We start from the raw sequence: 21,146 nt of genomic DNA, 5'->3' as shown, positions 1-21,146 counted from the left end.
TATGGGAAAAATATTTTAACAGCAAAACATTCCTTTAGTTAAATACCGCCAAAGGGAGGGATTTATACGGAAACATATGATGAACTTTTTGAAAAATATTTCGGCGACAGGAAAGACGTTATCAAGCTGAGTTTATGCAGACATTTTCTTATGGATGCATCAGAGCGCGGAACAACTTATTACTTAATGTGCATTGAAAAAGACGGCACAATCCATATTTTTGATAACAACGGCTTTTTCAAGAGCAATCATTATATGATCCTTCCTGAAGAAATAAAAAAAGTGAAATTTAAATCTCTATATTTACACCCATTAATGTTTTCATTTTGTTTTGGCTCGCCATTTACAGTAATAATATCAAAGCTTTTTACACTGCCTGATTCTACTTATTTATTATTACTGTTACTGTTTATGCTTATTTTTATATTGATATATATACTGTTTTTCGATAACAAAAAAATTGTGATTAAAACTACATACCATGCTACATTTACATTCAACACAAGCAAATTCCTGACACCTAAATCATCAAAAAACTACCGTACTACAATACTTCTTGAAAAATATTTTTTAAATTACAAAAACAGAAAATAAATTATTTATATATAAATTCACTCTATTTTTAAAAGGCGCTGTAAAAATACATTACAGCGCTTATAAATAAATTTATCCCGAAAACTAAATTTCCAACAAATCTAATATAAAATTTACGCCGGCCTTTCCAGCCTTACTGGATGCATCTGTGACTGCAAAACAAATTACATAATTTGCCACAGCACCAACCATTATGCCAATCGGCCCTAAAGGCGCGCATAAATAAAACACATAATTTCCTGCCGCTATTCCGGCTATCAGCCCCAGCAAATCCAAAACAACTTCAATAATTTTTTCCCTTGTCTTTTCCCCCAATTTTTTATCAACGTCTGTCAAATCCTTTTCTATTTCTATACCCAACTCCAATAAATCCAATACTATGCCAAACACAATAACCAAACAATGGCCTGCATATATTGCTTTATATCTCATTGTGCCTTCCATCAGCTTCTTAATATTATCCTTACTGAAAGGCAGCCCCGCTTCTATAAGAATCTGCGAAGCAACCAGCTTCTCGCCGCTATAAAGCGCTAAATCAACAGCGCCTCCGGCTATAATAAGGTTTTCATCATTGACGCCTATTTTCTGCAAAGCGGCATATTCCTCAGTCCTTCCCAAATCGTCAACAAACCTAAGCCATGCCTCATACGTTTTTTTATCGTATATACCGTTTTCTTCCAACGGCCCATATCCTAGGGCATTTAAGTATTTTTGCAAAAGCCGGACTTTGGCCTTGTCCAAATCCATATACCAATTAAGCGCCTCAAGCTTATGCTGTGCCGTAGCCATAAACCCTTCAACAACGCCGCACGCTTTTAAATCGCTAAGCGCCTTTTCAAGCCTTTCGGCATTTTCATCCTTTATATAATTCAGCCAATACTTCCCCTTATCCAAATCGTCTTTGATCTGCTTGGCCAACGGTTTAAAAATGTTATAAAAATCATCTTTGTATGTTTTCTTCCCGACATTAAGCGGGCCTTTATATCTTCCGCTTTTAACCTTGCCCAGCACATCGGAATATAGCTCGCCGTACTTGTAGTAATTACTCCCCTTTGTAAGCTCCCCCTTCAAAAACTTTTTATTAAGATAAATAAAATATTCCTTGCTCCCAACAAACCTGCCGTTAACCGCCAATTCCCCTATAGTATTTGTCATAAACATTCCTCATTTGAATCAAAAGCTTTATATTCCTTAATAATTTCAAAGGAGTGCCCCCGTTTGGTTACCCTGATTACGGCTTCGGCAAAACAAAAAACCGTACGGTAAATCCCATACGGTTTTTTGCTTTTATATCTGCCTTTTTCAATTCCATATTAACCTTTGACTGCAAATTTATTCTGCCGCCATGCTTATACACATCAAAACAATAAATATGCCTTCCGAGAAATTATCCCAAAACAGCTACAACCTTATCAAACACTTCGTCGCATATTTTGCCGCCTTCGGAAACGAGCCTTGTAACCTTCTCTTTCGTTTCCTCAACATAAACTTCGTCTTTAATGCTGTTTAAATTTACGGTTACATTAAGGCTTGCGCTGTATATAGCCGCTTTTAGCATCTGCACGCCGCATCCGACGTCGCTTATAATAAGCTTTGTGCTTAAATCCACAAGTTCTTCATGAAGTTTTATTACGTCATAAATGCACTCGACCATTTCAATAGGCCCTTTTGCGGCAACTTTCAACGCCGCCTGAAGCACCTTTTCTTTTTCCTCCTTTTCCGCATCCGTTGAAGAAGGCATACCGTATGCTTTTGAAAGCGGCTCAAAATTTTCAGCGTCCTCGTCTACAAGGCCGAGCATTTTTTCCCTTAATGCCGTAGTTTTATCAATTATTTCCTTATGTTTGTCTTCCATGCCCAAAAAAGCTTTTTTCCCTATTGAATAATTGGCAACCATAGTTCCAAGCGCCGCGCCAAGCGCCCCCGCCAATGCCGCAACGCCCCCGCCGCCCGGAACCGGCTCTTTAGAAGCAAGTTTTTCCGCAAATTCCGCACAGCTTTTTTCTGTTAATACCATTTTAATCTCCCTTTCTTTATAAAATTAACGGGAGCATACAGCGCCCCCGTTTTTTATTAATCTATTTAAACCGTGCCGCGTTTTAATATTATGTCCGACGCAACTTTTGAGATCTTATAAAGCAGGAATGTATTTATCGGGAAAAGTATAACTGCTTTTACAAGCCTTTCAATAACAAATAAAGATGAACCATACATAATATTAAGCCACAGCGGTGTTAATATCAAAGTCACAATTACAGTTTCAACCAACACGGCCATAGCAGTGCGTTTGATTGTCGGCTGTTTCTTATAAAGGAAAAGACCGTATATAAATCCTGACACTATTTTGTTAAACGTAAAACCAAAAAAGAAAGCGCCGCTTGGCCTGATAAGATATTCTATATAATCCGAAATGCCTCCTACAATCCCGCCTACAATCGGGCCGTACATCATGCCCGCCAAAGCAATGCCTAAAAACGAAAATGAAATTTCCATTGTAGGCGTTAACACAAGTCTAAAAAAGTCGAGTACAACCGTAACAGCCGTTGCAACGGCCGCGCTTGTAAGCGTCCTTACCTTTTTAATTTCCAATGCAGCTTCTTTTAAATAATTCATAGTATTGCCTCCTGTTTTGTATAAATTGTTTTTCGCCAACTTTATAACAAAATTCTTGCTAGATGCAATATACTATTCTGGACTCAGCCACAGCCCTCACTGAAACCATTACGCCGTTTGTCTGTCAACGCCGCAATTAAAGTCCCTCAGCCTATCGGGTCAGCCCTGAATCTAAAGACGAGGAGGCCGGGATTTGACATTACCGGTTCGCTCCCCTCCTCAAGCACGGATAAAAATTCCGGCCATAGTATCTTTGTTATTCAATTTAGTAAAAATTTGTTATTATTATCATTCATATAAAACGGCTCTTCAAGGCCGGCCTCCCCTTAATAAGGCATGCCGACGCCCGCCTATGGAGCCGTTTTATCCGTAAACCAAAAATTCTCATAAACTGCATATCCGGCCAAGCCGGCACGGTATGCAAATTATTTCAAAGTAATTCCCAAAATATCTTAAGCCGAATAGACCGCGGCGTTTTCGGCACATTAAATATTATTAAGCTGTTTTGCCGCCTGGACAACGTGTTTTGCAAGCACCGACGTTGTAACGGAACCTACGCCGCCCGGAACCGGCGTAATCATTTTTGCCTTGTTTTCACATTCGTCAAAACGCACGTCCCCACAGATATTGCCGTCTTTATCGACATTTATGCCTACGTCGATTACAACGGCGCCTTCTTTTATCCAGTCTCCTTTAACAAGCCCGGCGCATCCAGCCGCCGAAACGACAATGTCGGATTTTTTTGTGTATGAAGACGTATCTTTCGTCCTAATATGGCAGTTTGAAACTGTAGCTTCCTCCTGTATAAGAAGCGAAACAAGCGGTTTTCCTACTACAAGCGAAGCCCCCACAACAGTAACGTCGCTTCCGAGCACAGGCACTTCATAATGGTGGAGAATCTCCATAACTGCCTGCGCTGTACACGGCGGGAAACCTGTCTTGTCGCCGTCGAATGTTTTTGCGACATTCAGCGGGCTTATGCAGTCAACATCTTTTTCGGCGCTGATTACATATTTAATTTCATCCATATTAAGCTGAGCCGGGAGCGGCCTGAAAAGCAGTATCCCATGAACCGATTTGTCGTCGTTAACTGCTTTAAGCTCTTTTACAAAAGCCTCTTGGCTGATTTCAGCGTCAAGTTCCAAAACTTCCGCCTCAATGCCGCAGGTTTTCATCCTGCTCAAAGCTCCTCTTTCATAGGCAAGGTCGTCGCCTCTTGCGCCAACGCGCACGATTTTAAGTTTCGGTACGATGCCTTTTTCTTTAAGCGCCGCAACTTCTTCCTGAAGTTTCGCCGTTATGGCGTCCGCAACCGGCTTACCTTTTATAACCATAGCAATACCTCCAAAAATAATAAACATGTTTCGGCGGGAAACAGACAATCCGTTTCCCGCCGCAGCCATCATTTACAAAAGATGTATTTAATAATTAGAATAAACCGCTGATTTTGCCGTCAACATCAACGTCAATCTTTTCTGCCGAAGGAACTTTAGGAAGACCCGGCATTTTCATGATTGTGCCTGTTAAAGCGACAATAAATCCTGCTCCGGCAGATAAAGTAAGATCCCTGATAGTAATCCTGAATCCTGTAGGCCTGCCGAGTATTGTAGCGTCGTCTGTCATTGAATACTGGTTTTTAGCCATGCAGATTGGAAGGTTGCCGAAACCGAGTTTCTCATATTCTGCAATAAGCTTATTGGCCGCCGGAGCAAAGTCAACGCCGTCAGCGCCGTAAACCCTCTTAGCGATTGTTTCGATTTTTTCCTTGATAGGAAGGTTAACATCATATACATAATTAAACTGAGCGTTTTTCTCGATAAGTTTAAGAACTTCTTCCGCAAGAGCTTTTCCGCCTTCGCCGCCTTTTGCCCAAACTTCTGAAAGCGCAACATTAACGCCGAGTTCGTTGCATTTTTTCTCAACAAGATCAAGTTCAGCCTTTGTATCTGTAGGGAACGCGTTGATTGCAACAACTGCCGGAAGACCGTAAACCTGCGTAACGTTTTCAACATGTTTAAGAAGGTTAGGAAGTCCTTTTTCAAGAGCTTCAAGATTTTCGTTGTTAAGTTCTGCCTTAGGAACACCGCCGTTGTATTTAAGAGCCCTTACCGTAGCGACGATTACTACTGCTTTTGGTTTAAGGCCCGACTGACGGCACTTGATGTCAAGGAATTTTTCCGCACCGAGGTCAGCGCCGAAACCTGCCTCAGTAACAACGTAATCAGCTATTTTTGAAGCCATTTTTGTTGCGATTACAGAGTTGCAGCCGTGAGCGATGTTAGCGAAAGGACCGCCGTGGATAAATGTAGGCGTCCCTTCAAGCGTCTGAACAAGGTTTGGTTTAAGGGCGTCTTTTAAAAGAGCCGCCATAGCTCCCTGTGCGTTAAGCTGTCCGCATGTTACAGGCTCGCCTTTTCTGTTGTATGCAACAATCATTTTAGCAAGCTTTTCCTTTAATTCGATAATATCGTTTGAAAGGCAGAATGCAGCCATAACTTCAGACGCAACCGTAATATCGAATCCGTCCTGACGGGTAACGCCGTCGCCTTTGCCGCCGAGGCCGTCAACGATGTTCCTTAACTGCCTGTCGTTCATGTCTACGGCCCTTCTCCAAACGATTTTCTTAAGGTCGATGTCAAGGGCGTTTCCCTGATGGATATGGTTGTCAATCATAGCGGCAAGAAGGTTGTTTGCCGCGCCGATTGCATGGAAATCGCCTGTGAAGTGAAGGTTAATATCCTCCATAGGAACAACCTGGGCATATCCACCGCCTGCCGCGCCGCCTTTAACGCCGAATACAGGGCCTAACGACGGTTCCCTTACCGCAACCATAGTTTTTTTGCCAAGCCTGTTGAGCGCGTCGCCAAGACCGATTGTAGTTGTCGTTTTGCCTTCGCCTGCCGGAGTAGGGTTAATAGCCGTTACAAGTATAAGGTCGGCGTCTTTTGCGTCTTTAAGCTCGTTTTGTAAATATCTGTAGTCGATTTTAGCTTTGTATTTGCCATAGTTTTCTACATATTTATCAGGAATCCCCGCTTTTTCAGCGATCGTGTTGATTACCTGCATTTCAGCCCTCTGGGCGATTTCAATATCAGTTAAAAATTCTGCCATTGTATTTGTTCCTCCTAAATATATAATAACTTCATTCTATAATCAACAGGAAAAATCCCCCGTTAACTAACTCCCGTAAATCCATCCGCATACCGATGCAGATACCGTTTAAAAACGCCTTTTGCTTCGGCGCTCCCCCTAATACAGTCCGAAACCTCTCCGTTTTAAGTTTTTATTGTCCTAAAACCCGAAATACTTCCGTATTACTTAAGGTTTTCAATTCCCTCGATTTTAGCGTTGTACTGATAAGCTTCCGCCGGGAATGTCCTTGCGGAACTTTCTTCGCAGTATGTATTGTAAGCGTCGATAATTGTTGTGCGTAGATCGGCATATTTTTTAACGAATTTAGGAACCCAGTCGTTCATGCCGAGCATGTCCTGAGCAACGAGAACCTGCATGTCGCATCCTGCCCCGGCGCCGATACCCATTGTAGGGATAGGAATCCTCTTTGTAATTTCGTCTGCAAGCATTGCCGGTATGCCTTCAAGAACAACCATAAACGCGCCTGCTTCCGCAACGGCCCTTGCGCTGTCAAGAAGTTCCTGCGCCGCTTCGAGGCTCTTGCCCTGAACTTTGAAGCCGCCCATCATTGCAGATGTCTGAGGAGTAAGGCCGATGTGCGCGCATACCGGCATTCCGGCTTTAACAATAGCCTTAATAACAGGCGCAACGTCCGAACCGCCCTCAAGCTTAATGCAGTCGCATCCGCCTTCAGTAAAAATCCTGTTTGCGTTTTTAACGGCGTCCTCAATGCTTACATTGTATGAGCCGAAAGGCATATCGCCGATAACAAACGTATTTGGCGCGCCTTTAACAACATGTTTCGTATGATATATGATGTCGTCTACAGTAACGCCGACTGTGCCTTTGTAACCAAGCATCGTCATACCAAGAGAATCGCCGACAAGAATCATGTCAATATTGCTTTCGTCAACAAGCTGTGCATTTGTGTAGTCGTAGCATGTAATCATTGTAGGAACTTTGCTGCCGCCTTTGCATGCCATAATGTCTGGAACTGTGATTTTCTTTTTCATAATTAGATAATCCTCCTTACTGGTTTACTGGCTGACTAGAAATTTTTACTTGTGCTATTTTATAACAGCAAACGGCGTGCCAAAACCCAGTTTTTTTCAAAAAAAATTTTTTAATAAATAAGCGGCTTATTTTATGTCAAATATGTATGCAATTTTAACAATAGAACCTTCGTATTGTTTTTTAACAAATACAATACATTTTTTTACAAAAACAGCTTGTGTTCAAATGTGTTTAAACACTTAAAAACACAAAACAAAACTGAACGCTTTAAGTTTCCTCTGAAAATTATAAACGCATCTGTATGCCATATGGCAAAATACAAAAATCCGCCTTGAAGTTGCGGGCATTGTCAAAATCCGGAAATGCCGGCAATTTAATAACGGTTCCGTATGCAGTAAAATCCTGATGCCGAAAACAATATATCGCGCTTTCCGTCATAAATAAATTGCCGGCGAAAATCTTTCGTTCCATACAACCCCATATATACTGCCGCGCTGTTTTTAATTCGGTTTAAAAACTGTCTTAGATTACTCTTATCCTCCGTTTACAGCGGCGCGCACGTCACACAAGGAAAAATTTCCCGTTTTTCTCTGCCGCATGATGCGCCGCGCCTGTGCGTATGCGCCTTGAAAGGGGAAAATTTTCCTTATGAGGCCGCATAATTTTAACGGGCGTCGTCGTCACATGGGCAATGCAAAACGCGCCGGCGCAGCGAACCCGGCGGCAGGCGGCCTAAACGCGGCTGTCGCGCCGATGTTTCCGCTTAAAACCGCGCGTACCGTTTGTAAACCGAAACTAACATTATTTATTTTTAAAAACCATTAAAATTTATTTTTAACTTTAAAATATATCTGATATACCTAAAACATAAAAAGCACACCACACTAAAAATGTGATGTGCCGTTTTTACGTTATCATTTTGCGCGCTTCATCCGCCTATAAATTCTATTGGAAACCGATACGGACTCCGTTTACGGAAGGCATGCTTTTTAATATATGCCACGCCTTACTTTATAAGCTCAACCAAGCTTAATTTCGGGAATACCGCTTCTGCCGCGCGCCCTTTTATGTATAATATCATTCTCCCATTAATATCTCGACGGCTTCCCTCAGCGTTGTAACTTCCCCTACGTTTCCCGGGAATATAACATACGGCATATTAGGGAATTTGCTTTCTTCCCCCGTCATCCAAACAGGTATGCCCGGCTTAATCTGGCCCATAACGGTAGCGCGCCTTACACGCAGGGCTTTTGTGCCGACGTCGCTTGAAGTAATTCCGCCTTTTGCAATAATAAAATTAGGCTTTACTTTAAGATTGCCTATAACGCTTGTAACGGCGTCCGAAATGGCTACTGAAGCTTCAAGTATCTTATCCTTATCGTCCGTATCCAGCTTAACTAGGTCGCGGCTTGTAAACACTACGACCGTTTTCCCGTTTTTAATCAGTTCCTCCGCTTTCGCAACAACAGTTTCAACCTCGTCTTTAAGGCCGCCTTCTTCAAGCACTCTGCCGGCGCGGAATTCTATAAATTCAAGCGGAAATCTGCATTTTTTAAGTTCTTCGAATTGTGCCGTAGTCTTTTTAACGTGCGAGCCGATTAAAACGATTCCGCCGTTGGCGTTCCCCTTTTCGACAAGTTCTTCTTTTGTTAAAAGGGCCTTGTCCTTAACGCCGCCGAGGACTTTCGTAATCGCCGCCGCGCTTCTGAATATAAACTGCTTCCCTTCGGAAACGGCTTTGCAGAAAGCTATTGCAAACACCTTTGCATCCACATAGTCGACAGCGTTTACGATAACTTTTCCGAAATCCTTTACAGCCGCGAGTTTTTCGGCGATTTTCTCAATTTCAAGATCTCTTAATTCTTCAAGGGAAATATACGTCATGTCCTCCGCTTTAAAAGCTCCCTTTGACTTTTCCTCACAGTATTCGCCAATGTGGCTTGAAGAATATCCGAAAGACTTATCTTTTGCAAATTCCGTAAGCCCTGCCGGCGTAAGCATATCGCCTTCTTTTACATAATGTATGTTGTTTATTGTAAAACGCCCGCCTTCTTTAAAGAATGGGAACATTATTTCCCCGTCGATTTTCCTGCCTGTAAGCTTCTCCGTTTCTTCTTTAAGAAGCATAGGCTCCAGCGGATAATGCCCCCTTAAAGTCGAATCGCTGCGGCTTATCAAAATATAGTCTTTTCCCGTCGCTTTAGAGGCTTCGTATATATTTTTTGCCATCTGCCTGTGCGCCGCCGTAGTCTGGGCAACCGTAAGCCCCCTGGAATTCGTAAGCACAAAGAAAATGCTGTTTTCTTCGTTAAAGCCTTCTATAAGGGTTTCAACTTCCCAATTTGTAAATACAGACACATTGTTTACCGTCTGCACGCCCGTAGGGTCGTCGTCAAGCACAACGATTTTTTTGTTAAGTCCCGCGAGCGCTTTTGCAAGCGTTTCGTCAACTTTTTTCTCATCAACCGCCTTGTATGAACGCAATATGTCGGCGCTTATTGGTTTAACTTCCGTCATGATACTTGCCCTCCTTACTGCGCTTTCTTAACTTCAACGCCTGCAAGCTGTTCAAAATACTGAACTATGCCGCCGTGGTCGTCGTCCATATGCCCGCCTACTTTAAGCGCCTGCATAATTTCAAAAAGCTGGGCTGTCAAAGGCACCGGGCAGTCAATTTCGTGAGCCGTGTTTATAACATTTTTAATGTCTTTGTGGTTTATGGAGATCTTGCCGCCCGGCTTAAAGTTGCGTTCAACAATCATAGGTATTTTAGCGTCGAGAACCGTGCTTCCCGCAAGGCCGCCCCTGATTGCGTTGTAAACTTTTACCGGATCCGCGCCGGCCTTTGTCGCAAGCACAAAAGCCTCGGACACAGTAGCTATGGTGAGGTTAACGATAATCTGGTTTGCAAGCTTTGTAACGGAACCGCTGCCGCTGGGACCGATTAACAGCGCGCTTGCGCCCATTATATCCATATAAGGCTTAACGGCTTCAAAGTCTTTTTCCTCTCCGCCCGCCATAAAAGCAAGCGTGCCGTCTATAGCCTTAGGCTCCCCGCCAGATACCGGAGAATCGATAAATCCGACGCCTTTTTCCAAAAGCTTCGCGGCGCACGCCTTGCTTTCCGTAGGAGTTACCGAGCTCATATCGCACACAACCGCTCCGGCTTTAACCGTTGAAAAAACTCCGTTTTCGCTGAAAAGCACGTCGGACACTATTTTGCCATTGGGAAGTATTGTAAATATAATTTCACATTCCCGTCCTATTTCTTCAAGGCCAGCGGCTTTCGCCCCTTCTTTTGCAACTTCGTCGACGGCGTCCTTATTTATGTCGTAAACCATAAGTTCGCACCCTGCTTTTAAAAGGTTTTTAGCCATTGGCTTTCCCATAATGCCAAGCCCAATAAATCCTGCTTTTTTCATAGAAAATTCCCCCGTTTATTTATTTAAGAATAATTTTATATATTTAAACACAACCTCGCTAACAAATGAAATTTCTTCAAGCGAAAGCTTGGAGAGGTGTGTGTTTTCCGATTTATTTAAAAGCTCCCTTATTTTCATAACCGTATACTGTGAAATTTCCGTATTTACGTTTATTTTGCAGATACCGTTTTCGATACATTCAAGTATTTTTTCTTCCGGCGTGCCGCTGCCGCCGTGCAGCACAAGCGGTACGGACGTCAAGTCATTTATTTTCTTTAATATGTCAACCCGTATGTCGGGCTTTGCCTTATACATGCCGTGTACCGTGCCTATGGAAACGGCAAGCGCGTCTATTCCCGTACGTTCGGCAAATTCCTTTGCCTTAATGGGATCCGTATAGCTTTGGCCGTGGTCTATTTCGGTTTCATTGGAAAATTCCCCCAACGCAATGCTGCCAAGCTCCGCTTCCACCGATACGTTTTTTGCATGGGCAAGCTTTACAACCTCGGACGTATTCTTTACATTTTCTTCAAAATCCAATGCCGAACCGTCGTACATCACGGAAGTAAACCCCGCGCCGACAGCCCTTTTTATAATATTAATATCGGTGCAGTGGTCAAGGTGCAGAACAATCTGCCCCTCCGTTTCGCTTGCCGCCTCAAGCGCGATTGAATAAACCGTTTCAAGGCTCATATTTTTAAGGTAAGACGCTCCGAAGGAAACTATAGCCGGGCTTTGAGCCTCCTTAGCCGCTTTTATCACGCCGCGTATCGTTTCATAGCTGTAAACATTAAACGAGCCTAACGCCCTTTTATCCTCCTTCGCGCCTTTAAGCGCGTCTTTTAAATTTATAAACAACTGTCAAGCCTCCTCTTCATAACCGTTATGTACTTTCATTTCCCTTGTAGCCCTGTTTGCGGCCTCAATTGCCATAAGGGCCTTGTCGTCCTCGCGCGCATTTACAATTATGAAAAGCATATCCATTATTACAAGCTGGACAAGACGGCTAACCATAGCCTCCGTATAATAAGCCGAATCATTCGTAGAACTGAATATGCATAAATCGGCCATTTTTGCAAGATCGCTGTTCATATAGCTTGTAATGCCCAGCACCTTTGCCTTCCCTTCCTGCGCCAGGCGGCAACATTCAAGCACTTCTTTGCTCTCGCCCTCATGCGATATAAGTATAAGCAGATCGTCCTTTGTAAGCTGGGAAGCATGGATCAGGGCTATATGGGAGTTTCCCTCGTGTATAACGTTTTTCCCGCTCCTTAAAAATTTATGGTATACGTCCATAGCAACAACTCCGGAGCCGCCCGCGCCAAAGAACATTATTTTGCGCGCGGATTCGATAAGCTTTGCGGCTTCAGTAACGGTTTCCACAGGTATAAGGTTGTTAATATCCGTAATTGCGCTTGAAGCGATGGAAATAACTTTCTGTTTAACCTCTTCGGCGCTGTCGCCGCTTTTAATCTCCTGATATTCGGAGCCCTTGGGCGAATCGGCCGCATCGTGCCTTGATAAATCTTGGGCCATGTCCAGCCTGAAGCTTTGATAAGATTTATAATCAAGCTTATTTATAAATCTTATTATGGTAGTTTCGCTCAAATTACATTCGCGTCCAAGTTCATTCAAGGTCATCCTAACGCATTTATCCCTGTTTTCCAATATATAATTGGCAACAATTTTCTGGTTTTTGGAAAGCGTATTATATTTAACCCTGATTTCAGTGAATAAGTCTTTCGCCACAAAAAATCCCTCCTGATGTTTCCTTTTATCAGCATACCATAAAATAATAAAAAAATATAGTATAATTTTTACTATTTTTTCATGCAAAAATCAAAATTTTATTTATAGCAGTTTTTTTGCTACCCGCGCTTTTTGTATACAGAATTTTTTATACAAGACTTGACTTAAATCAAAAAGGCGTACGCGTTTAATATGGTGAATTTTTCCGTTCTTCATCGCCGCAAATACTTAACCGGTCTCCCGAAATCCCCTTTGGGCAATCACCCGCGCCGCAATTGCCGCACGGCCCGCATATTTGCGCCTTGAACAAAAAAATCCCTCCATTCAAAGCCGGAGAGCCGCTGACGCCCTTATTATCCTGTCGAAAAAATAACGTTATTTAAAGCAGGAACAATATTATCCATAAAACGCCTAAAAATTTTGTAAAAATTGCCTTGTTGCAAAATAAATTTATATAATTATAATAAAAATAAAAATAATTATTTTTAGACAAAAGAGGTAAAAAATTTGAACAGCGAAAAAAAATACTATACAATAGGCGATATTTCCGACATCTGTAACGTACCCATCAAAACCCTTAGATACTACGATGAAATTAAACTGCTTGTGCCCAGCCACAGGGATTCCGAAACAAATTACCGCTACTACAGCGAGGATCAAATGCTTACGCTTTATATAATAAGGCGGCTTAAAGGTTTCGGCTTCACGCTTGAAGAAATCCGTTCAATGGTTTATGGCAGCGCCATAAAAGCGCAGGTAGAACAGCTTGAAAAAAAAGCCAAATCGCTTGAAAAAGAAATTAAAGACATGCAGGCGCTTCACCATGAAATACTGTTTACGATAGACCGTATGAAAAAAGGCAGCGATTTTCTCGGCTGTTTCGGCCAAAACAACGGCCTTTCGGAACTGATAGCAAATTCCGACGGGTCAAAAAACGGATACATACAAACGGAAAATATTAAAGAAACATACTGCGTTTATACCCGCCGAACGGAATATAACTACCAAAACGCTTACGTTTCGGTTGCGCGGTGGTTTGAAATATTTGACATTATAAAAAAATATAATCTCAAATCGGAAGGCGTTATTACCCTCACATACCACAACGGCCAGCTTGAGCAGTTCCTTAAAAAAGACTGTGATCTTGAAGTCAGCGTTCCCGTTGAAGCTGTTGACGAAAGCTGTCCGTATTTCAAGCTGCGTCCGGCATTTAAAGCAGTTACGGCAATGCATGTAGGGAGCCATTCCACCATTATAAACACTCATATTGCCGCTTTGAAATGGATAAACCAGCATAATTACAAGATTAAAGGGCCAATATCGGAAGAATTTATTATCTCTCCTGTGGACGTAAAAAACGAGAGCGAATATCTTACCAAAATAATAATACCTGTAGAATAGCCGCTCACATCCCTGTTCCGTCCGAAACATAAAAACGCCCTAAAGCCATGAACGCATGCAAACAGGCTCGTCCGGGTTTTCAGGACGTTTTTTGTCATTTTATTTGCTTATCATAACAGGCTTGTCTTTCCGGTTATATATTTCCATTTTGGATTATTTTTACTTACGCGCTGCGCCAAAAAATTATAAATTATGTTCCGGTATAAAAATAAAAAATGCTAAAATTATAAATAAGCAAATAATTGCAAAATACAGTTTTGATTTCCATGTATTAAAACGCAAAACATACGATATAATAACAGTTTTTAAACTGTTCCGAATCCACTGCCTTCCTCGGGATATGAAATTTTATCGCTCCGATTTTCCACATAACACATAAAAACATAGCCTGCCGTCATACGCTTATAACCGTATATTTTAAATATCAGTTTTAAATCCCCGCCGCCTAAGCTTTCTACATTAGTTTCTTTTTTTTAAAAAACCACAGACAGAATATTACAACCGCCGCACTCAAAATACATACTGCCGCATATCCGTATTTCCATGACAGTTCCGGCATATGCTTAAAATTCATTCCATACCAGCCCACAATAAGCGTAAGCGGAAGAAAAACGGTCGTTACGACGGTAAACATTTTCATAACATAATTCAGATTGTAATCCATATTCGCCTGATTGGCTTCCCGAAGCTGAACAATACTTTCCCTCAGCCTTTCGACGCTTTGGCTCAGCCTTTCGGCCTTCTTTGTAAAAAGCTTAAAATAATGCAGATGTTCGTCGTCAAATATATCGTTCCTGTTCTCCAGAAGTTCCTCGCCCACGTCAATAAGCTGTTCATAATAATTATGGAGTATAAGCAGTTTCTTTTTCATTGCAAGCATTTCCGCAACAAAAACACGATCCGTATTGCCGGAGGCGATTTCCTCTTCCATGTCGCTTATTTCTATTTCCGTTTCCTCAAGCTCCACATTGTCGTCTTTAATCAGACATTCAAGCACTGCATATATAATTTTCTCAAGGGTAGCCTTCTGAGGGTTAATGCGGCGCACGGCGGAATCAAACAGGCCGTATGTGCTTTTATCCTTATCCACAATGTCAATAAGCAAAAACAGGTTCCGCCTTATCAGAAACGCCATCCTGTCCTTGTCGCCCCAAATATTTTTAACGTCCACAATATTTATAATTCCGAAACTCATATTTTCATAAACGTCGACAGAACTTCTCATGGCTCCGCTTTTTGCGACTCTCCTGCATTCGTTTAAAGCTGTCTGCGGTATTTCAAAAAGGCCGTTGTTTTCTTCAATATCGTCAATGGACAAAAGCCCGGCCGTTATTTTTTCCGGATCCAGCCGATTTATATTTATTTCCCGTATATCTTCATCAATTTCAAACAGCATCTCTGCAACCCCCTTTTAACAGAGTATACCACATAAAAGAATTTAATCGCCTGTTTTTCAGGCAAAATTTGAACTTTCGCATTTTGCGGAACTTTTTGTTTTAAAAAGCGTCTGATTTTTTGTTCTTAAAGCATGCCGCCGCGCATATAAATAATAAAGGGACATGCCGTTTAAAATTTAATATTTTCTTAATGTTTACAATATATTCATTGAATAAAAAAAGCAGTTGTAATATAATTGCGAAAAGGAGTGTGCATAAAATGAATTCAATTATCGGCGCATTGGTAGTATCAATGTCTTTAGGAACAGCGGCGCCTGTAAATACACAGGACGCGTCAGACGACGGCGCTAAAATTTCCCATAGCCAAAATTTTCCTTCACCGGAAGAAACACACGGGCTTATACTATTCGATCAAACCGAAGAAGAACGTATTGCCGAGGAGGAGGAAGAAAAACGGATAGCCGAAGAAAAAAGGCTTGCCGAAGAAAAACGCAAAGCCGAAGAAGCCGCAAAAAAAGCCGAAGAAGAACGCATTAAAAAAGAACAGGAAGAACAGGCGGCAAAAGACAGTCATGGCGGAATTAATTTTGAATACGATATCGCCTCTTACATAACCTACTACAGCCAGAGAAGTTCCGACGCAAACCGTAACTATAATATGCTTCTTGCAAGCGATTCCATAAACGGCATAATACTCAATCCCGGAGATACTTTTTCATATAACGACGTTATACTAAGCCGCCGCACTCCCGAAAGGGACTATAAAGACGCCGGCGTTATATCAAACGGCGAAATTGTGGACGCGATAGGCGGCGGCATATGCCAAATATCTTCAACGCTTTACAACGCCGCGCTTTATTCCGGCATGACTATAACCGAAAGGCGTAACCACTCCCTTAAAGTGGGCTACCTGCCGGCAGGCCGCGATGCAACGGCGTCATGGGGAAGTATAGATTTTTGTTTCAGAAACGATTTGTCCGTTCCCGTTAAAATAGAATCCGTTATGAAAAACGGGGCGATTAAGATACGCTTTCTTTCCCCTTCCGATCCCGGGATAGGAAAAATCGATCTTAAAGTTACGGAAAATAACGGAGTTTATACATTATACAGATATGTAGACGGCGTTGTGGATTATATTGCAAAAAGCGTTTATAAAAAATAAAGGAATTTCAAGCGCGGACAACAATACCGTTTTGTTTAAAAAGGGAAAAAGCATACGGCTTTCAAGGCCGGACGCCTTTTCCCTTTTTATCGCTTTTTGGCATAAAATCACATGCCTGTCCGGTATGTCTGCATTTATCTTTCCAAATTACGTTCTGTTTCATAAAGCGGTTTATTTTTTCAATATTCGTATGCAAACATATATAGCTTCAGTTTACAATAGCATGCACGGTTTTAACGGGCGCCGGCGTCGCAATAGCTGTATTGGAACCGTTTGCCGCCGCGCGTGGGCGCCCTTGCCTTGCTTTTATGCCGCTGACGCCCGTTAAAACTCTCACGGCCTCAAAACGGAAAACCTTTTGCAGTTCAAGGCGTATACGCGTAGGCGCAGCGTATTCTCCGTCAAGCGTATGCAACGCATATATCCATAAAATTTTTCCTTTCGCGGCGTGTGCGCCTTGTAAAATGAAGCTAACTGATGTTGAAGCCGAAATTTAAATATATAACCATATAAAGCCTGAGCTATAGTATAAAAGACGCTATACAGGCATAAAATATTATATTAATAAATCAGTGTCAAAAGCCTTCCTTTGTACATACTATATATTAATCAAATGAAAAAGCGGATATTTAGAAACACAGCCGTAAATACTAGCCTTGAAAGGAGGCTTGTATTATGGGCACAAAAAATAATGGCAGCAAAAAGGCGGCCGTTAAGGAAAGCGAAAAGCTTTCCCCAAACGACCTTGTGGATGAACCGGACAGGGAAATCCGTCAGTTTTCACAATATACCGCAAGCGGCCAAGCCGCGCCTTTAAACGACGTTTTTTTTGAAGGAAAAAGCAACCCTTTAAGCAGTAAGGGGAACTGACATACAAAAGAAAAATCCTCCTGTTAAAGAGAAAACCGCCAAAAAAGATACCCCGTGAAAACGGGGTATTTCCATAACCAAAATCAATTCTTTAAATTTTGTTGCGGCTTTAAAATAGTATGCATGTCTTGAGCCTTCAAAACTTGCCCTCCTTCAACTCCCATAACCCATAAATAACCACGCTGTATGCCAAACGCCATACAGCACGTTTAAAATAAACCTCTGCTGCCTTATGGCATTTTCAGTACAGCTAACGTATTTTTAATCTATTTATTATCTTTTGTTTCCCTTTCGGCAATATAAACCGCCGCAAAAAACTTATTTTAATTCACCATTACATAAAATATCCCCGACGTGCCGGCAGTCCTTATATTTTCCGCCTTACGCAATATAAATGTCAAAAATTCTTGACATTCAATATACCGAATTATATAATAAAAATGTAAAAAGAATTTGACATTTAAATATGCAAAAGGAGGGAATCTCATGAACAGCACAACAGTATTTCTTGCCGTATTCTTTGTTTTTCTGCTCTTCCTGGCCATACTGGATATATTTATGGTTGTTTCCCTAATTGCTCCCGGAGATGAAAGAAAACGTATGATTGTTTTGCAGGCGGCCGCCGATACCTTGCTTATCACCGTTTTGTCGCTTATCATCGATATTATAGAATCTCTTGCATCCGGAACCCCTCCAGCTGTAAACCCATTTGTTAACCTTGGCGTTACAGCTCTTTTCTACTTTATTTTCCTGATGCGTTACAAAAAGAAATACGGCGGCTGACTATGTACAATACAGTACGGGAAAAAAGGAAAGGGCAAGGCCTTTCACAGGACGAGCTGGCAAAAAGATGCGGCGTTTCGCGCCAAACTGTCAACGCCATTGAAAATAATAAATACGATCCAACTTTATCCCTGGCATTTAAGCTTGCAAATGAACTCCATACAACAGTAGACGGGCTCTTCACCCCATGCCCGAAAAATAAAGAAAAGAATATTAAAAAATAAGCTGCCACGGAAAACCGGTATCTTTTCAGCTTGCATTGACGTACAAATTTAACGGGCGGCGGTGTATTAATCAATTTTTTCAAAAAAGTCCGGCTTTTCCGTCCATATGCAGTTAAAAATTTTTCACGTTCAAATAAAAGCCTTTTATTAAAGGAAAATTAATGAAATTCCATTATATGCGGCGCGCATAAGCGGAAGATTTTAATTTCAATAAGTATACGCCCCTATTTGCCTAAAATAAATAATATTTAACGGCAGTTCTTAAACATTCTATTTAACCGTTTATTATAACAGATATTTTATATTGAACTCTGCATAAAAACAACTCGCATCTGAACTTGAAATTAAAAAATTCCCCTGTTATGAAAAATAAAAAGCTCCCTTTTTTAAGGGAGCCTTTTCATACAAACATAATGCACCTTACTGGAATCGAACCAGCGGCCTTTCGGTTCGGAGCCGAACGCTCTATCCACTGAGCTAAAGATGCAAAGCCTTATTTATTTTAACCTTTTTATGCTCATATGTCAAATAAATAAGGTTTATATTTTTTAAAAAACATCTTTTAAAAGCATACTGTGCATAGCATATTATACGTTTATCCGAAACATAAAACGGCGGCGCATAGTTTTAAGACTTTAAATTAAGTATGTAAACTACCGGAAACCCGCGGCAAACCATATTCCGCCGCCGTAATACATAAGCTTGATGTACAGGTAAATCTGTCCGCATAACATTTCAAGGCGTCAAATCCGCTGCAATTTTACAGGCTGACGCCAATAGCAATACGGCCGCCGCTTTTTTTCGGAATGAATTTATTGGATTTGTTTTGTTGTGCCGGCTTGATATGCGCTTGAGGCGCTCAACGCTTACCGACGGGAATTTATCAAAACTTCCGGGTTGTAATAAGCACGAATAATTCAAAATTCCTATTTAGGCCGTCTGCGATTTTGCCGTCATGCCTTCTAAAATCAAAATGTTCTGCCTTATGGCCTTTGAAATCAGGACATAAACCAAATGTATATTTTACATGTACAGCTTTATATATAATGTAAGTTTCACACAGTATCGCTTCCGTTTATTCGATACGGGAAAATGTCCTTAAATTTATTCAATCGGCCGTTAACGGCTTAAAAATATCAGCCGCAAATTAAATCCTTTAACAGCCTTTACCTCCAATTTCTGTCATTATAATTCGGCAGATCCGCCCTGTCGTATTCGGCCCAATCCCAAACCCCTCCGTTATCAGATTTTATATCCGCTCCGAATAAAACCATTGATTTTTTATACGGTTCGCTGCATTCGGGCAAATTTATGGCATATAAATATCCTTTTTCATAAATTAACCCTGCCTTATAGAAAAATATTTTTATCGTATTTTTATCTTTCATAAAATATACATAATCAGGATTGCCCTCGTAACCGCTCCAATAAGTTGTAACGCCGTATTCCTCGGGTATTGCAATAATCTGCATATTTTTCCGCCTTTCCCCCGCCTCTTCAAGAACGTACGATACGGCGGAATTAAAAACTTCAATATTGTCCTTCAGATATGCCAGCCTTGCATAATTTCTTACAGGGTATTTCCAAATAGCAAACATTATTAAAAATAATACAACCGCCGTTTTCCTGCCTTTCCGGCGAATTAATATTACAGAAAATAAAATCGGCAAATTAATGCTTACAACAACAATTAAAATCCAAATTGTTTCATAAAACTCCCTCGGCAATGAATTCCATGACCATCGGCCAAAAATATGCATGCCGTATATCCATACAAACCTAAGCCACATAATCGGGATATAGCTTATAATTGACAGTATGAGTAAAACAGACGCTTTATTAAAAAACTTTAAGCTTTTTATTTTCATGAACTTCTCCCTTTCAAATAACAATGAAATTAACGGTACCTCTTATTCCTGTAATACTCATACCCAAGCTCGACAGCGGCATAGTCGCGCGGATCGTCAAAAGACGTCCTTATATTCAACAATGTTTCCACGGCATTTTTTAAGGAACCGTCGCGTAAATATCCAAATTCGTCATAAAATCCTCCAAGTTCTTCCCCGGGAAAATTAAACTTAAAAGCCGGCTTAATTACATTATCCAATATTTGCGCCGCGCCTGCTCCTACATGGCCAAAGGCCTCCAATTCCCGTTCCATAAACATGCCGTTTGTATAATCTTCCTTAAAAGCTTCCATTAATATAATACCATATACTATATTGCCTGGATCGTCAAAACGCAATATATATCCGTCAAAATAATACCATGGAGAGTTCCATTCAGGCTTTGATTTTAGATCAAAATCACTTCCTCCTCCAACTTGTTTCACAAACTCGCCTATTCTTTTTATATGTGATAGAGATATAAAAGATTTTAAAACTCTTTTATCTAATTTGGCCAATCTCCTTCCATCATCTTCTCCCTCTCTCATTACCTCAAACAGCGCCTCCGTTACATCCGGCATAATAAAATCTTTAGCCGATTTTCTATAATCCATATTAATACCGCATCGCTTCAATTCCTGAACAGCAATTCCATCTAATAATTTCAGCGCGTCCTCATTAATATAATTTAATCCTGCCGTACCGTTTTTGGCGTCGCTTTCTATAGTTTACGCAATATCCAATAAACGTCCTAAAAAGAAAGAACGGTAATCGTATCCATTCATATGTTTTTTAAAGGACGTATTCAAAAATATCGTGTTTTCATAATAATTGATATAATTGTCGGAACATATTTCTTTTCCGCATTTTCCTTATAAAAAAACGGCGGTTAAAAACCG

The 21,146-nt window shown here is 41.1% G+C and carries 19 protein-coding genes and 1 tRNA gene; 5 read left to right on the top strand and 15 right to left on the bottom strand.

The features are described 5' to 3' along the window. Positions 1-678: 678 nt before the first annotated feature. From NE664_08565 to NE664_08520, 10 genes are all read right to left on the bottom strand, one after another. Positions 679-1,749: a peptidoglycan-binding protein gene (locus NE664_08565; GenBank protein MCQ4726710.1), complete on the bottom strand. Its 1,071-nt coding sequence runs from the start codon at positions 1,747-1,749 to the stop codon at positions 679-681. A 232-nt stretch (positions 1,750-1,981) separates the two neighbouring features. Further along, positions 1,982-2,611, bottom strand: coding sequence for a cyclodeaminase/cyclohydrolase family protein (locus NE664_08560; protein ID MCQ4726709.1), 630 nt, complete (start codon positions 2,609-2,611; stop codon positions 1,982-1,984). A gap of 65 nt (positions 2,612-2,676) precedes the next feature. Continuing rightward, positions 2,677-3,207, bottom strand: coding sequence for a folate family ECF transporter S component (locus NE664_08555; protein MCQ4726708.1), 531 nt, complete (start codon positions 3,205-3,207; stop codon positions 2,677-2,679). Between the two features lie 485 nt (positions 3,208-3,692). After that, complete coding sequence (locus NE664_08550; protein MCQ4726707.1) at positions 3,693-4,547, bottom strand: bifunctional 5,10-methylenetetrahydrofolate dehydrogenase/5,10-methenyltetrahydrofolate cyclohydrolase; 855 nt, start codon at positions 4,545-4,547, stop codon at positions 3,693-3,695. 88 nt (positions 4,548-4,635) lie between these two features. Then, positions 4,636-6,318 carry a formate--tetrahydrofolate ligase gene (locus tag NE664_08545; GenBank protein MCQ4726706.1) on the bottom strand — a complete coding sequence of 561 codons (1,683 nt, stop codon included), beginning with the start codon at positions 6,316-6,318 and terminating at the stop codon, positions 4,636-4,638. Positions 6,319-6,521: 203 nt separating this feature from the next. Then, positions 6,522-7,352 carry a 3-methyl-2-oxobutanoate hydroxymethyltransferase gene (gene panB, locus NE664_08540; GenBank protein ID MCQ4726705.1) on the bottom strand — a complete coding sequence of 277 codons (831 nt, stop codon included), beginning with the start codon at positions 7,350-7,352 and terminating at the stop codon, positions 6,522-6,524. A 1,078-nt stretch (positions 7,353-8,430) separates the two neighbouring features. Further along, complete coding sequence (locus NE664_08535; protein ID MCQ4726704.1) at positions 8,431-9,870, bottom strand: hydroxyacid dehydrogenase; 1,440 nt, start codon at positions 9,868-9,870, stop codon at positions 8,431-8,433. A gap of 14 nt (positions 9,871-9,884) precedes the next feature. Continuing rightward, complete coding sequence (garR, locus tag NE664_08530; GenBank protein ID MCQ4726703.1) at positions 9,885-10,775, bottom strand: 2-hydroxy-3-oxopropionate reductase; 891 nt, start codon at positions 10,773-10,775, stop codon at positions 9,885-9,887. A gap of 15 nt (positions 10,776-10,790) precedes the next feature. Further along, the gene (locus NE664_08525) at positions 10,791-11,633 is read right to left on the bottom strand and encodes a class II fructose-bisphosphate aldolase (GenBank protein ID MCQ4726702.1); all 843 of its coding nucleotides are present in this window, start codon (positions 11,631-11,633) and stop codon (positions 10,791-10,793) included. A 3-nt stretch (positions 11,634-11,636) separates the two neighbouring features. Continuing rightward, positions 11,637-12,524, bottom strand: coding sequence for a MurR/RpiR family transcriptional regulator (locus NE664_08520; protein MCQ4726701.1), 888 nt, complete (start codon positions 12,522-12,524; stop codon positions 11,637-11,639). A gap of 507 nt (positions 12,525-13,031) precedes the next feature. Here NE664_08520 and NE664_08515 point away from each other — a divergent pair. Beyond that, positions 13,032-13,925 carry a MerR family transcriptional regulator gene (locus NE664_08515; GenBank protein MCQ4726700.1) on the top strand — a complete coding sequence of 298 codons (894 nt, stop codon included), beginning with the start codon at positions 13,032-13,034 and terminating at the stop codon, positions 13,923-13,925. Between the two features lie 454 nt (positions 13,926-14,379). On the opposite strand, the gene NE664_08510 is transcribed toward NE664_08515, so the two are convergent. Then, the gene (locus NE664_08510; protein ID MCQ4726699.1) at positions 14,380-15,321 is read right to left on the bottom strand and encodes a hypothetical protein; all 942 of its coding nucleotides are present in this window, start codon (positions 15,319-15,321) and stop codon (positions 14,380-14,382) included. Between the two features lie 260 nt (positions 15,322-15,581). On the opposite strand from NE664_08510, the gene NE664_08505 reads away from it, so the two are divergent. Further along, the gene (locus NE664_08505; GenBank protein MCQ4726698.1) at positions 15,582-16,484 is read left to right on the top strand and encodes a VanW family protein; all 903 of its coding nucleotides are present in this window, start codon (positions 15,582-15,584) and stop codon (positions 16,482-16,484) included. 208 nt (positions 16,485-16,692) lie between these two features. On the opposite strand, the gene NE664_08500 is transcribed toward NE664_08505, so the two are convergent. Continuing rightward, positions 16,693-16,899 (bottom strand): hypothetical protein, encoded by a 207-nt coding sequence (locus NE664_08500; GenBank protein MCQ4726697.1) that lies wholly within the window; start codon positions 16,897-16,899, stop codon positions 16,693-16,695. 260 nt (positions 16,900-17,159) lie between these two features. Here NE664_08500 and NE664_08495 point away from each other — a divergent pair, with 260 nt between their 5' ends. The 3 genes from NE664_08495 (at position 17,160) to NE664_08485 (ending at position 18,361) form a co-directional block, all read left to right on the top strand. Continuing rightward, positions 17,160-17,354, top strand: a complete 195-nt coding sequence (locus tag NE664_08495) for a hypothetical protein (GenBank protein MCQ4726696.1) — start codon at positions 17,160-17,162, stop codon at positions 17,352-17,354. Positions 17,355-17,840: 486 nt separating this feature from the next. After that, the gene (locus tag NE664_08490; protein MCQ4726695.1) at positions 17,841-18,137 is read left to right on the top strand and encodes a hypothetical protein; all 297 of its coding nucleotides are present in this window, start codon (positions 17,841-17,843) and stop codon (positions 18,135-18,137) included. Between the two features lie 2 nt (positions 18,138-18,139). After that, positions 18,140-18,361, top strand: a complete 222-nt coding sequence (locus tag NE664_08485; GenBank protein MCQ4726694.1) for a helix-turn-helix transcriptional regulator — start codon at positions 18,140-18,142, stop codon at positions 18,359-18,361. A gap of 414 nt (positions 18,362-18,775) precedes the next feature. On the opposite strand, the gene NE664_08480 is transcribed toward NE664_08485, so the two are convergent. From NE664_08480 to NE664_08470, 3 genes are all read right to left on the bottom strand, one after another. Next, positions 18,776-18,848: transfer RNA gene (locus tag NE664_08480), tRNA-Arg, on the bottom strand. Positions 18,849-19,527: 679 nt separating this feature from the next. Beyond that, a complete protein-coding gene (locus NE664_08475; protein MCQ4726693.1) occupies positions 19,528-20,229 on the bottom strand; it encodes a hypothetical protein in 702 nt (233 codons plus the stop codon). Positions 20,230-20,258: 29 nt separating this feature from the next. Further along, on the bottom strand, positions 20,259-20,861 hold the full coding sequence (locus NE664_08470; GenBank protein MCQ4726692.1) for a hypothetical protein: 603 nt from the start codon (positions 20,859-20,861) through the stop codon (positions 20,259-20,261). Positions 20,862-21,146: the final 285 nt, after the last annotated feature.

It is taken from the genome of Anaerotignum faecicola (assembly GCA_024460105.1).
Taxonomy (GTDB): domain Bacteria; phylum Bacillota; class Clostridia; order Lachnospirales; family Anaerotignaceae; genus JANFXS01.
This window is presented reverse-complemented; position numbering and strand designations above follow the sequence as displayed.